Below are 13,806 nucleotides of genomic sequence, written 5' to 3'. Positions count from 1 at the left end.
CTCGTCCAGAAGCTGAAGGAGGCCAAGGAGGAGCTGTTCAACCTCCGCTTCCAGGTGGCGACCGGTCAGTTGGAGAGCCACGGGCGGCTGCGCGCTCGGCGCGTTTGCGTAAGGAGACCTCGCTGATGTCGTGGCCGCCGAAGACCAGGCCGGCGAACGGGACGAGCCTCGCGGGAAATCCCGGGGACTCGCTCACGCATCCCTGCGGGGGCGCGAGCCCTGCCCTGATCGCCGCGGCACCGGCGGTCGCGGTGGTCGCCGCGGATCCCCGTGCCCCAATGAGCCACACCCCGACCTTGTCCATACAAGCTCCTACGTGTCGGGCTCCATGCCGGACGAGAAATACGTCCGATATGTCACTAGCCGCGATGCTAAGAGCGACTTTTACCGATGGTCAAGCAGAAGATGACCGGCGCGTGCCCTATCGCCACGTCGATCGGATGCGACCGACACACCCGGCGGGCCGCCATGTAGAGGATCGCGCAGACCTTTGGCCAGATTCTGGCGAAAGTCTTGACATTTGGTCAAAAAAGGCGCGTACTTCCATCGGCGGTCACCCTAACTACCACCCTCGACCCTCTGTGATTCCCACTCTTACACGCTCGCTCCCGAACCACACGAGCAGCCGCATCCCAGCCCTCACGCGAGTGGGGCGCCGTCACCGATTGGGGAACCATGACCGAGGTAGGCAGAGGCATGGCGAAAAGCCTGTTCTCCCGGCGTGCCTTCACCGCCTCCGCGGCGTTCGCCGCGGTCGCACCGTTAGTGGCATCCAGCCAGGCAGAAGCAACGATCGACAAGCCCGCGGACAAACCCGGCAAGGGCAACGTCCGCCGCATGACCCTCTACGCCGAGCGGCTGCCGGACGGCCGGCTGGGCTACGGCCTGGAGCCCGGCAAGCCCACGATCCCCGGCCCTCTCATCGAAATGGTCGAGGGCGACACCCTCGAGATCGAGATGGTCAACAACCTGGACGTGCCGGCCAGCCTGCACGTGCACGGGGTCGACTACGACGCGGCCAGCGACGGCACCCGACTGAACGACAGCGTGGTGGAACCGGGCGGCCGGCGTACCTACACCTGGCGCACCCACGCCCCCGGCCGGCGCCCGGGCGGCAGCATCGAGCCCGGCAGCGCCGGCTACTGGCATTACCACGACCACGTCGTGGGAACCGATCATGGCACAGGGGGGATCCGGCAGGGGCTCTACGGGCCGCTGGTGGTCCGTCGTAGGGGCGACATCAGGCCGGACAAGCAGTTCACCGTCGTCTTCAACGACATGTCGATCAACAACCAGCCGGCCCACCAGGCGCCCGAGTTCGTCGCGAAGCTCGGCGAGCGGGTGGAGTGGATCGTGATCACGCACGGCGAGTTCTACCACACGTTCCACATCCACGGGCACCGCTGGGCCGACAACCGCACCGGCCTGCTGGAACACCCGCAGGACCAGAGCCGGATCATCGACACCAAGATCACCGGACCGGCCGAGTCGTTCGGCTTCCAGGTGATCGCCGGGGAACGCGTCGGCCCGGGAGCGTGGATGTACCACTGCCACGTCCAGAGCCACTCCGACATGGGGATGGCCGGGATCTTCACGGTCACCGACGCGGACGGGAACGTCCCCGATCACTCGGGTGACGGCCACGCGGGCCCCACGACGAGCCCCACGACGAGCCCCACGACGGGCGCGCATCACTGACGCGGCCCAGGACCCGGCCGCGGCAGAACCCTCAGCTCTTCCCCAGCAGGTCCCTAATCACCCTCAACCCGAAGGAGCGAACGATGGGCCGAAAAGCCCTCTTACCGCCCCGACCGACCGCTTGGCGCCGCTTACTGATCACGATGTCGAGCGCCGTCCTGATCCTCGGGCTGGCGACCCCCGCCGCCGTACCCGCCCAGGCACAGGCCGCCGCCCCGAAGCCGCCGGAACACGGCCCCGGAAAGGGCCCTGTCAGCGTGCTGGTCTTCCACGGCCCCGCCGACAAGCAGGACGACCCGGTCAAGCAGGCCACGGCGGCGATCAAGGAACTGGGTGGGAAGAACGGCTTCTCCGTCGACGCCTCGCAGGATCCGGCGGTCTTCACCACCGACAACCTGGCGCGCTACCGCGGCGTGGTGTTCCTGTCCGCCAAGGGCGCGGAGTTGAACGACGGCCAGTTGGCCGCCTTCCAAGCGTACATCAGGGACGGCGGCGGGTTCGTCGGAGTCCACGACGCCGCGCGCGCCCAGGCGGACTCGGCCTGGTTCACCGAACTGATCGGCACCCGCCCCGCCGGCGCCCTGCCCCCTCCGGAGAAGGTGGTGGAGAGCGCCGCCAGCGCTGAGAACCCGCCGAACGAGACGAAGGACAAGCTGTTCGACGGGAGCAACGACACCAAGTGGCTGGCCCGGACGCCGACCGGATGGATCCAGGGGAAGCTCGAGAAGCCGGTCGCGATCGCGCACTACGCGTTGACGTCCGCCAACGACTTCCCCGGGCGTGACCCGAAGGACTGGGCCCTACAAGGCTCCCAGAACGGGACGGACTGGACCGACCTCGACAAGCGGAGCGGGGAGAGCTTTTCCCAGCGGTTCCAGACCAAGGAATACACGTTCGCCAACAGCACGGCGTACCAGTACTACCGGCTCAACATCACCGCGAACAGCGGCGAGCCCCTGATCCAGCTCGCCGAGCTGCGGCTGTTCGGCCCCACCGCCGGAGAGCCGCCGGAGAGCAAGCCGCAGGAGGCCGTCGTCGACCTCGTCGACCGCCAGCACCCGGCGAACAAGGGGCTGCCCTTCACCGTGAAGCGCACCGACACGTGGATGAACTGGAGCCCCAACCCGCTGGGCAAGGTCCACACGGTCGCGCAGGTCGGCGAGCACACGTACGACCAGGGCCTGAACGGCAACGGCGCGTTCCATCCGATCTCGTGGTGCCGCGACTACGACGGTGGTCGGTCGTTCTACACCGGCATGGGCGGCACCAAGGCCGGCTACACCGGCGACGAGCAGTTCCAGAGCCACCTCGGCGGCGCCATCCGGTGGGCGGCCGGCCTGGTGCGCGGTGACTGCCAGGCGACGATCGCCTCGAACTACACCGTCGAGCGGCTGACCGCGCAGAACAAGCAGGGCCAGCTCGACCAGATCGGCGAGCCCCACGGTCTGACCATCGCCCCGGACGGCAAGGTCTTCTACATCGGCAAGGCGGCCTGCACGACCGGCCCGATCGCCGACTGGAACGACCCCAAGGTCGGCCTCGGCTGCGGCACCATCCACCAGTGGGACCCGAAGACCAAGCAGGTCAAGCTCCTGACCACGCTCGCCGTCATGGGCAACCGCGGCAGCGGCGACGAACTGGTCAAGAACGAGGAAGGCCTGATCGGCATCACGCTCGACCCCAAGTTCGAGCAGAACGGCTGGGTCTACGTCTACTGGATGCCGCACGAGTCGATCGACAGGGACAAGCGGATCGGCAAGCGGACGGTCTCCCGGCTCACCTACGACGCCGCCAACCAGACCATGGACCAGGCCACCCGCAAGGACCTGCTGCAGTGGGACACCCAGATCCACAGCTGCTGCCACGCGGGTGGCGGCATGGCCTTCGACAAGGACGGCAACCTCTACGTCGGCAGCGGTGACAGCAACTCCTCCGGCGGCTCGGGCGGCTACTCCGGCAACAACTGGACCGCGGACTACAAGGGCGTCTCGTTCCAGGACGCCCGCCGTACCGCGGGCAACACCAACGACCTCAACGGCAAGATCCTCCGTATCCACCCGGAGCCCGACGGCACCTACACCATCCCCAAGGGCAACCTGTTCACCGGCAAGGAGGAGGGCGGCGGCAAGACCCGCCCGGAGATCTGGGTGATGGGCGTCCGCAACATCGCGCGCATCGCCTGGGACAACGTGAACGACTGGCTGACCGCCGGATGGGTCGGTCCCGACGCCGGCGGCCCCAGCGAGACCTGGGGTCCCGCCAAGTACGAGACCGCGACGATCCTCAGGTCCGCCGGCAACCAGGGCTGGCCGTACTGCATGGGCGACAAGCAGCCCTACCGTGACCGCAGCAACGTCGACGCCACCCAGCCCGCCGACTGGTACGACTGCGACCACCTGAAGAACACCTCACCGCGCAACACCGGCCTCGTCGACATCCCGCCGGCGCGCTCCAACATGATCTGGTACTCGCCGCAGGGCGGCGGCCCCGTCTACCCGAAGCGGAACGACGGCAGCGGCCTGCCCACGTACAAGCCGGGCGAGGAGACCCTCACCATTCCCTACCTCAAGGGCGGCGGCCAGGCGGTCATGTCGGGGCCGACCTACCATCGCTCCCAGGTCGACACCGACAGCGGTGTGGCGTGGCCGGCGTACTGGGAGAACAAGTGGTTCATCGGTGACGAGTCCAACGGCAACAACCGCGTCGCCGTGACCGTCGACCCGAAGACCGTGCCCGAGGCGGGCCGGCCCGTGTTCGGCGAGGACCTGCGCCAGATCATCCCGGGCGGCGGCGGCAACACCCAGATGCAGTCGTGGATGGACGCCAAGTTCGGGCCGGACGGCGCGCTCTACATGCTCGACTACGCGGGCGGGTTCTTCAGCCTCCACCCCAACCAGAAGCTGATCCGCGTCGCCTACAAGGGTGGTCCGGCGACGCCGAACCCGAGCTTGGCCGTGGCGCGTCCCGTCCGGCAGAGCGACCCCAGGACGATGGCGTTCTCCAGCACGAAGGCCGGCGGCGTGTCGTGGGAGTGGGACTTCGGCGACGGCGGCAGGCCGTCGAAGGAGGCGAACCCCACGCACTCCTACAAGGACTTCGGCACCTACAAGGCGACGCTGAAGGTCACCTACGCCGACGGCACGACGGCCACCGGCACGATCGACGTCAAGGTCGAATGCACCGCCCCCGACGCCCGGCCGACGGTCCGGCTGCTCGACACCGACACCGGCGTGGCCAACCGCGTGGCCGGCGGCGGCTGCACGCTGAACGACCTGATCGACGACGAGCGCGGCTGGAAGAACCACGGCGAGTTCATGAGCCACCTCAACGACGTGGTGAACAAGGCCCGCAAGGACGGCGTCATCGACGACCGCGAGGCGTCCGCGCTCAAGAAGGCGGCCGCCGAGTCCCAGATCGGCAAGACGAACGGATACGAGACCCTCTTCGACGGGACGGCGCAGTCGCTCCAGGGATGGACGCAGGCCCCGTCAGGACAGTTCAACCTGCAGCCGGACGGCACGATCCGCGCTTCCGGCGGTCTCGGAATGCTGTGGTACTCCAAGAAGGCGTACGCCGACTTCTCGCTGAGGCTGCAGTTCCGTGACGTCGCGCCCGACGCGCTCCGCGCCAACAGCGGGGTCTTCGTACGGTTCCCCGACCCGAGAACGCCGCTGGAGCAACGTCCGGCTGGAAGCTGCGGAACGACCGGCTCGGCCCGTACGTCGCCCGCCTGGGTCGCGATCTTCTGCGGTCACGAGATCCAGATCTACGACGGCGACACGGGCGAGCCGCAAAAGACCGGCTCCGTCTACAACTTCGCCGCCATGGGCCTGGACAAGGCCGGGGTCACCCCGAAGGGCACGTGGAACGACTACGAGGTCCGGGCGGTCGGGCAGCACTACACGATCACCCGCAACGGCAAGGTGATCAACGAGTTCGACAACACGCCGGGCAAGACGTCGTCCCGCGCCGGCGACCCGCCCACGGACCTGCGCCAGTTCATCAGCGGGTTCGTCGGGTTGCAGAACCACAGCAACAACGACGCGATCGAATTCCGCAACATCCGGGTGCGCGAACTCTAGGCCGGTCCATCGGCCGGGTGCCGGGCCGGGGCGCTAACCCCGCCCGGCACCCCACCCCAGCCGCGCAGACTTTGAGAGGTGCATCGATCCCATGCATGTCCGATTGATCCATGCCTTACGCAGGACGTTCAAAGCCGCTGCCACGGCGCCGGGCCTGGCCGTGGTGCTGCTGGCCGTGGGGCTTCCCGCGCTCTTCCTGTCATCGGTCCGGGCCGGCGCGCAGCCCCCCATGCGGCTGACGGCCCAGGCGGACCAGGTGCTCACCTGGAACGCCGACAACAGCATGACCGCGTACAAGTCGACGCCGGACACCGCCACCGCGGGGCCCACCACCATCGTCTTCGAGAACAGTGCGGCGACCGGCAACACCACCGGCATGACGCACACCCTGACCTTCGACGTCTCCACCCCCGGCTACAATCACGACGTCAGCCTCAACATCATCGCCAGCCCCTTCGACGCGAACGGCGGCCGGCACCAGGCGCAGGTGAACCTCACTCCGGGCAAGTACCGCTTCTTCTGCGCGATTCCCGGTCACGGCCAGATGGTCGGCGAACTGGTGGTCACCGACGGCGGCGGCACGGACACCACCGCGCCGCAGGTGTCGGCGCAGGTGGCGGGCGACCGGAACGACGACGGCAACTACATCGGCTCCGCGACCGTCACCCTCACCGCGACCGACACCGAGTCGGGCGTGGAAACGGTGGAGTACGCGCTCGACGGCGGGCCGTTCACGGCGTACTCGGCTCCGGTGACGGTCAACGAGGTGAGCGCGCACACTGTGCGTTACCGCGCCACCGACAAGGCCGGCAACACCTCCGAGCCGGGCACGACGACGTTCACCGTGGTGGCCCCTCCAGGCCAGGACACCACTCCCCCGCAGGTGACCGCCCAGGTGGCGGGCGATCGTAACGATGACGGCAACTACATCGGCTCCGCGACCGTCACCCTCACCGCGACCGACGCCGGGTCCGGGGTCGGCACGGTGGAGTACTCCCTCGACGGCCAGCCGTACGCGGTGTACGCGCAGCCTCTCGTCGTCACCCAGCCGGGCGCCCACACCGTGGCCTACCGGGCCACCGACAAGGCGGGCAACACCTCCGACCCGGGCACGACGACGTTCACGGTGGTGGCGGAGCAGGAGAAGGACACCACTCCCCCGCAGGTGACCGCCCAGGTGACCGGTGACCGGAACGACGACGGCAACTACATCGGCTCCGCGACCGTCACCCTCACGGCGACCGACACCCAGTCCGGGGTCGACACCGTGGAGCACTCCCTGGACAACGGCGCCTTCACGGCGTACTCGGCTCCGGTGTCGGTCAACCGGGCGGGCGCGCACACCGTGCGCTACCGGGCCACCGACAAGGCCGGCAACACCTCGCCGGTGGGCTCGGTGACGTTCACCGTGGCGGCTCCTCCGGGAGAGGACACCACCGCGCCGCAGGTGACGGCGCAGATCACCGGCAACATGGACTGGGCCTGGAACTACGTGGGCTCCGCCACGGTGACGCTCACCGCGACCGACGCCGGGTCCGGGGTCGACACGGTGGAGTACTCCCTCGACGGCCAGCCGTACGCGGTGTACGCGAAGCCGCTCGCCGTCACCCAGCCGGGCGCCCACACCGTGACCTACCGGGCCACCGACAAGGCCGGCAACACCTCGGCTGTCGGCACGGCCAGGTTCATGCTGGTCAAGTCCACACCGGGCCCGGGATGCCCGAAGCCGGGCAAGGGCTGCAAGGACCCGTGACCCCAGCCGGCGGGCGGCCTCCCTCTTGAACGCCGCCCGCCGGTCTCGGCGCATATCCCTCGCAGAACGTCCTCTCAGACCGCCCTCGCAGCTCGGTGATACTCGTTGATCGGTCCAGCACCGGTCCTTCGGCGAGCCAGTCGGTCGCCCCCGCCGCCCACTTGCGGGGAAGCTGTCTTCGCACGACCGCGCAGCGCGCGCTCAGACGAACCCAGGCCCCACGGCCACTGGCAGCCCTGGAAGCAGGCGCCACCTCATCGCTGCGTCGTGTTTCCGGAAGTCACTCCCGGAGGCTGCTTCCGGCCGGAAGTAGAGCAGGGTCGGTTACGCCTCCGCCCGGCGGTTGACCTCAACTGCGGTTGAGAGATCGGACCCGGGCCGCAGCGCCTCGATGCCTGATCGCCCGATCCCTCCCGGCGGGCGCCTGCAGGCCGCCGGGTGGGCCGAACTCGCTCCATCAACCACGATCACCGTGCGGGACGCTCATGAAGCTTGAGATATACGCCGATGTGCTGTGCCCCTGGTGCTACATCGGCAAAAGACGTCTGACGGCCGCCTTGTCCCAGCACACCGGCCGCGACAGCATCGAGATCATCTGGCGCGGCTACGAACTCGCACCGGACGAAGGCCGAACCCCCGGCCCGACCGCCGCAGAGGCCATGGCCGGCTGGTGGGGCGAGCAGGCGCCCGCCCGCATCGCCCGGATCCGGTCGCTGGGCGCGGCCGAAGGCCGGGAGCTGAACCTGCAGCTGGCCCGCCCGGTGAACACCTTCGACGCGCACCGGCTGGTCAAGCTCGCCGCTGACCGCGGCCGGGCCGACCAGACGCTGGAGCTGCTGCTGCACGCATACCACACCGAAGGGCTCAACGTGGCCGACCTGCAGGTCCTGCGGCGCCTGGGCGGCGAGGCCGGGCTGAACGCCGGAGAGGTGCGCGCTGTCCTGGACGGCGACGGTTACGCCGACGAGGTCCACGCCGACCGGCGCCGCGCGACCGAGCACGGCGTCACCGGCGTGCCCAGCCTCGTGATCAACGGCCGCCCGCCGGTCTCCGGAGTCCTGCCCGTCGCCGATCTCCAAACGCTCCTGCGGTACGACCCGACCGGCTCACACGGCCTCCCGATCAAGCCCGACCAGCCACGCTGACGGACGATCCGGTTCGGTGATGTGCGCGCTCCGCCGTCCGCGGCCTCAGGGCTCCCCGCACGCGCGGCGGGTCGAGGACACACGTCGTCGGGTCCTTGAGAGGTCGGGCCGGGCGTCACCGAGGGCGAGCTGGTCCGGTCGCCGCGCGCCGACGCTGCCGAGCGGGTGGCCGGCACGAGGCCGCCCAGCTGACGCTCCCCCGCGTCGGCCGACTTATGGTCACCGATGCCAGTACCTGATCCGAACCGCCACCCGGTACGCCGCTGATGTGCGGTGGGGCGGTGGGTGCTGGGAGGGCGGTCGGGGGTGGTGGGAAGAAGAAGTGGGCCTGCGACGAAGGATGGATGAAAGCAATGATCACGTCCGGAAGGCACACTCATGATGGAGACGGGCACGTGACCGCCGACGTGGGCGAGCAGGTGACCGACGCCGACCTCGTCGCCGGTTATCGGCGGAACCCCGAGCTGTTCACCGCCGTGCATGACCGCTATTTCCGCGACATCTACCTGTACGTGGCGGGCCGCCTGGACACGCAGGTGGCCGAGGATATCGCGGCGGAGACGTTCCTGCTGGCGTTCGATCGGCGGGATCGGTTCGACCCGGAGCTGGGGGGATTACGGCCTTGGCTGTTCGGGTTCGCCACGAACCTGGTGGCCAGGCATCGCCGTAAGGAGGCCCGCCACTACAAGGCGCTGGCCCGGCTGGACCCCGCACCGGTCGTGGAAGGGCACGAGAACCGGGTCGTCGCTTCGGTATCCGCCCAGCGCATGCAGCCACAGTTGGCCATGGCGCTCGCCTCGCTGAACGGTGGCGAGCGTGACGTGCTGCTGCTCCTGGCGCTGGGAGGGCTGAGCTACGACGAGATCGCACAGGCCCTCGGCATCTCCATCGGCACGGTGGGTTCGCGGCTCAGCCGGGCCCGCGCCAAGATCCACGCCCGGATCGACGGCGCCCTTATCGACAGCGCACTCAAAGGCAAGGAGACCCCATGAATGACCTGGAGGAAGTGGCCAGCCTGCTGGCCAAGCCGGAGCCGTCCGAGGAGGTGGCCGCGCGCAGCCGAAGCAGGCTCCAGCACAGGACGCGGGGCCACAGGACGCTGGGCCGGGGGCGCGTCAGGTGGTTCGTACCGGGCGTGGCGCTGGTCGCCGCCGGGGCGGCCGCCGCGGTCGTGATCGCTACGGGGGCGGTCACGAACGGCGGCGCACCGGCGCAGGTGATCGCCGCGGCTCCGGTCTCGGGCAAGGAGGTCCTGCTCATGGCTGCCGTCAGCGCGGAACGTATGCCGCAAAGCTCCGGGACCTACTGGCACGTCACCGCCACGGTGTCACAGAGCGACATTCCCCCCATGGAGAGCTGGACCTCGCGCGACGGCAGGCGCTGGACGAGGAACGGGCCGGGCGACCCTCCGGGCGACGTCGTATCGACCCCGGTCTCGCTCGCGCTCAAGGGCGCCGACGTGAGCTTCGCCGACCTCGAGAAGCTGCCGACGGATCCGGAGGCGCTGAAGGCGTGGATCGTCCAGCGTAAGGGCAACCCGAACGACATGTCCGCGTCCGAGATCCAGGGGGACCCCACCCTCACCCTGCTCGCGCTGATCACGGAGCTGCCCGTGCCCACGGAGGTCCGTTCGGCGGCGTTCCGGGCGCTCGCCGCGACGCCGGGAGTCGAGAACACGGGCGCGGTCGAAGGCGGCCAGGCCCTGCGGATGCCCGACCCCGACGGCGAAGGGAAGCCGATCGAGCTGGTCGTCGATCCCGAGAGCGCCCGGGTCGTCCGTGCCAACCTCCTCCTTGCCGGCGACGGAGGCGTGGCGCGGACCGACGGGTACATCACCGTGACCACCGACTGGACGGACGAGCTCCCCGCGACGCCGGAGGGCAGCCCGTGACCAGAGGCGAGGCATTACTCGCCGCCGTCCTGGTGACGGCGGCGACCACGGCCGCGACGCCGGCCCCCACTCAGCAAGCCACCCAGCAGCCCACCCAGCGGCCGGACAGCGTGACCCTGATCACCGGGGACCGCGTCACGGTCACCGGCCAGAGGTATCGCGTGCAGCCCGGTCCCGGCCGTGAGGTCTCCTTCACGCGGCAGGTCCGGGAAGGCCATCTGTACGTGATCCCGTCCGACGCCCTGCCGCTGCTCGCCCAGGACGTACTGGACCGGCGCCTGTTCGACGTCACCCAGCTCCTCCAGTGGCGCTACGGCGACGCCGACACCCCCGACATCCCCATCATCTCGCAGGGGTTCACCAGCTCCCAGGGCCAGGTACGGCGGCTGTCGGCCCTCGGCATGAGCGCGGCCCGCCTGCCCAAGGCGAACGCCGCCCGGACCTGGCACGACCTCACCCGAGCCCGCACTCTGACGGCCGGGCGTACCAAACTCTGGCTGGACGGCCGCAAGGAGTTCACGCTGGACGAGAGCGTCAAGCAGATCGGCGCTCCGCGGGCGTGGGAGCAGGGGTTCACGGGCAAGGGCGTCACGGTCGCGGTCCTGGACTCGGGGTACGACCCCGACCATCCGGATTTGAAGGGCGCGGTCGCCCAGGAACGGAACTTCACCACTGACCCCGACATCCGCGACGAGAACGGCCACGGCACCCATGTCGCCTCGATCGTGGCGAGCCGCGATGAGAAGTACCGGGGGGTGGCGCCGGAGGCGAACCTGGCCATCGGGAAGGTGGGCGGCCGGAGCGGCATGACGGACTCGACCGTCCTGGCCGGCATGGAATGGGCCGCCACCGAGGTCAAGGCCAAGGTGGTGAACATGAGCCTCGGCGCCCCCGACGGCCCCGACCTGGACCCGATGGAACAGGCGGTGAACACGCTGTCGGAGCGTACGGGCACGCTGTTCGTCGTGGCGGCGGGCAACGACCGGCCCATGGTCTTCACTCCCGGCAGCGCCGACGCGGCGCTCACTGTGGGTGCGGTGGACAAGCAGGGCCGGCTCGCCGACTTCTCCGGTTCGGGCCCGCGAGCGGGCGACCACGCGATCAAACCCGACGTCACCGCGCCTGGCGTGGGCATCGTGGCCGCCGTTCCCGGGGGCGGTCACGAGTCGAAGGGCGGCACCTCGATGGCCGCCCCCCACGTGGCGGGGGCGGCGGCGATCCTGGCCCAGCGCCATCCCGACTGGACGGGCGCGCGTCTCAAGGCCGCGCTGATCGGCAGCGCCGCGCCGGTCCAGGGGGCGACGCTCTACCGGCAGGGCGCGGGGCTGATCGACCTGGTACGCGTGCTGCGCCAGGACGTCGTGGCCCAGCAGGCCAACGTGTGGGCGGCGTTCCCGTACAACGGCTCGGACGAGCGTACGGCGACCAGGACGATCACGTACGCCAACGCCGGCGAGACCCCCGTCACCCTGGCCCTGGAGGCGGACGGTGAGACGCTGAAGCTGCCGGCCGGCCAGATCACGGTCCCGGCCGGGGGCGAGGCGTCGCTCACGCTCACGATCGACGCCGCGGGGAAGGCGCCCGGCGACTATCCGGGCACGGTGACCGCCAGGTCGGGCGAGACCGTGATCCGCACGCTGGCCGGCGCGTACGTCGAGCCGGAGTCGTACGACGTCACCGTCAACGTCGTCGGCAGGCAGGGCGCCCCGGTCGACCCCTTGATCTGCGAGATCTACGACGCGAAGTCCGGCACCATCCACGCCCTGTTCTTCCAGGGCGGCGCGGCCAAGGCCCGGCTGCCCAAGGGCGACTGGAACGTCTACGCCTACATGTACGAGAAGATCGACGGCAAGACCGTCGTGACGATGTCCGACAGCCCGCTGAGGGTGGACGGCGACCAGCGGTTCACGGTGGACGCGCGTCAGGGCCGTCCGGTCAAGATCGCAGTGGACGATCCGAGCGCGGAGCTCCAGCCGGGGTTCGACGAGGAAGTGGTCCACGGGGCCTGGAGCAACGGCGGAAGCCAGAGCCGGATAGACGCCAACAGCCAGCTCTTCGTCGTCCCGAGTTCCCAGGCCGGGCTGACGTACTCGCTGAGGACCACCTGGCTCAGCAAGGACCGGACGCCCAGCCCGTACGTCTACGATCTCGTCGACCGGCGTAACGGCGGCCTTCCCGAGGATCCTTCGCGCGCCTTCAGGCAGCGGGACCTGGCCAAGGTGACCGCGACCTACCGGGGTTCGGGGGAGTCGGGCACGCCTATGCTCGGGCTGAGCTCCCCTTACTCGCCCGGCTCGACCCTCAGCGGGCCGGTCGGCGAGATCCCGCTACCGGGGACGCTGGTCCAGTACCTGACGCCCGGGCTGGTGTACGAGAGCGGGCTCCAGGTCGGCGACGCGCTGATGTTCGGCGGAAGCAGAATGGCGAAGCGCGGTGAGAGCCGCAGCGAGGTCTGGAACGCCGCGGTCGTCGGGCCGTCGTTCCTGCTGCCGGCCGGTACGCGTACCGGCGACGAGCTGGTCTTCGCGGGGACGGGGATGTTCGCGGACGGGTTCGAGCGCAGGACGGGCTCGGACACCGCCGCCACCGGCACCGCCACGCTGACCAGGGACGGGGCGGAGGTGGCGCGGGCGGAGTTGTCCACCTGCGACGCCTTCGATCCGGGACGGTGTGAGCTGCGGGCCGCCTTGGCCGCGGGGACGGGCGCGTACACGCTCACCGCGTCGATGCGGCGGTCGTCGTCGGCGCTGTCCACGGCGGTGGAGTCGGTGTGGACATTCCGCTCCGGGACCACCGCGAAGGAGCAGGCGCTGCCGCTGATGGCGGTCCGCTTCCGGCCCGAGGGCCTGGACGACGCCAACCGCGCCGCCGGCGGGAGCGTGACCCGGCTGCCGCTGTGGATCGAGCGCGACCCCGGCTCGGGGCCGGCGGACGTACGGTCGCTCCGGCTGGAGATGTCCGCCGATGATGGGGCTCACTGGCGGGCGGTTCCGGTGGTCCGGAAGGGGTCCGGCTGGACGGCGGCAGTGCCGAACCCCCGTACCGCCGGGTTCGTCTCCCTCCGAGCAGTCGTGACCGACATGTCGGGCAGCGCGGTGACCCAGACCATCACCCGCGCGTACGCCGTGCGCTGATCGGCTGACGCCTGGCGACAGGGAGACCAGTCGCCAGGCGTCAGCCCAGGAAGCGGTTCCGCACGCCCCCCGCATGGACCAGGCAAGCTCACGGGCCCGGTCG

The 13,806-nt window shown here is 69.9% G+C and carries 7 protein-coding genes and 2 pseudogenes; 8 read left to right on the top strand and 1 reads right to left on the bottom strand.

Annotation, left to right across the window (positions count from 1 at the left end):
- Nucleotides 1-93 (top strand): annotated as a pseudogene (rpmC, locus tag ACWEPL_RS63100) (50S ribosomal protein L29); the annotation flags it as partial.
- 52 nt (nucleotides 94-145) lie between these two features.
- Here rpmC and ACWEPL_RS63095 read toward each other — a convergent pair.
- Nucleotides 146-304, bottom strand: a pseudogene (locus ACWEPL_RS63095) (inositol-3-phosphate synthase); the annotation flags it as partial.
- A 392-nt stretch (nucleotides 305-696) separates the two neighbouring features.
- Here ACWEPL_RS63095 and ACWEPL_RS63090 point away from each other — a divergent pair.
- The 7 genes from ACWEPL_RS63090 to ACWEPL_RS63060 all read left to right on the top strand — a co-directional run bounded on the left by ACWEPL_RS63090 (nucleotide 697) and on the right by ACWEPL_RS63060 (nucleotide 13,703).
- Complete coding sequence (locus tag ACWEPL_RS63090; RefSeq protein ID WP_363984191.1) at nucleotides 697-1,698, top strand: multicopper oxidase domain-containing protein; 1,002 nt, start codon at nucleotides 697-699, stop codon at nucleotides 1,696-1,698.
- A gap of 143 nt (nucleotides 1,699-1,841) precedes the next feature.
- Nucleotides 1,842-5,780 (top strand): ThuA domain-containing protein, encoded by a 3,939-nt coding sequence (locus ACWEPL_RS63085; RefSeq protein WP_452442487.1) that lies wholly within the window; start codon nucleotides 1,842-1,844, stop codon nucleotides 5,778-5,780.
- A 91-nt stretch (nucleotides 5,781-5,871) separates the two neighbouring features.
- The gene (locus tag ACWEPL_RS63080; RefSeq protein ID WP_452442485.1) at nucleotides 5,872-7,533 is read left to right on the top strand and encodes an OmpL47-type beta-barrel domain-containing protein; all 1,662 of its coding nucleotides are present in this window, start codon (nucleotides 5,872-5,874) and stop codon (nucleotides 7,531-7,533) included.
- A 485-nt stretch (nucleotides 7,534-8,018) separates the two neighbouring features.
- Complete coding sequence (locus tag ACWEPL_RS63075; protein WP_452442483.1) at nucleotides 8,019-8,678, top strand: DsbA family oxidoreductase; 660 nt, start codon at nucleotides 8,019-8,021, stop codon at nucleotides 8,676-8,678.
- Nucleotides 8,679-9,073: 395 nt separating this feature from the next.
- The gene (locus tag ACWEPL_RS63070; protein WP_452442481.1) at nucleotides 9,074-9,670 is read left to right on the top strand and encodes an RNA polymerase sigma factor; all 597 of its coding nucleotides are present in this window, start codon (nucleotides 9,074-9,076) and stop codon (nucleotides 9,668-9,670) included.
- A complete protein-coding gene (locus ACWEPL_RS63065; RefSeq protein ID WP_452442479.1) occupies nucleotides 9,667-10,569 on the top strand; it encodes a CU044_5270 family protein in 903 nt (300 codons plus the stop codon). The genes ACWEPL_RS63070 and ACWEPL_RS63065 overlap by 4 nt, the downstream gene beginning before the upstream one ends.
- Nucleotides 10,566-13,703 carry a S8 family serine peptidase gene (locus tag ACWEPL_RS63060; protein WP_452442478.1) on the top strand — a complete coding sequence of 1,046 codons (3,138 nt, stop codon included), beginning with the start codon at nucleotides 10,566-10,568 and terminating at the stop codon, nucleotides 13,701-13,703. The genes ACWEPL_RS63065 and ACWEPL_RS63060 overlap by 4 nt, the downstream gene beginning before the upstream one ends.
- Nucleotides 13,704-13,806: the final 103 nt, after the last annotated feature.

It is taken from the genome of Nonomuraea sp. NPDC004186 (assembly GCF_053603495.1).
The sequence above is the reverse complement of the archived record's forward strand: the minus strand, read 5'-3'. Positions and strand labels throughout refer to the sequence as shown.

What these genes read in the sequence shown, in the direction of transcription:
- ACWEPL_RS63075 (WP_452442483.1), top strand. Translation starts at nt 8,019, where the DNA reads ATGAAGCTTGAGATATACGCCGATGTGCTGTGCCCCTGGTGCTACATC.
- ACWEPL_RS63065 (WP_452442479.1), top strand. Translation starts at nt 9,667, where the DNA reads ATGAATGACCTGGAGGAAGTGGCCAGCCTGCTGGCCAAGCCGGAGCCG.
- ACWEPL_RS63085 (WP_452442487.1), top strand. Translation starts at nt 1,842, where the DNA reads ATGTCGAGCGCCGTCCTGATCCTCGGGCTGGCGACCCCCGCCGCCGTA.
- ACWEPL_RS63080 (WP_452442485.1), top strand. Translation starts at nt 5,872, where the DNA reads ATGCATGTCCGATTGATCCATGCCTTACGCAGGACGTTCAAAGCCGCT.
- ACWEPL_RS63090 (WP_363984191.1), top strand. Translation starts at nt 697, where the DNA reads ATGGCGAAAAGCCTGTTCTCCCGGCGTGCCTTCACCGCCTCCGCGGCG.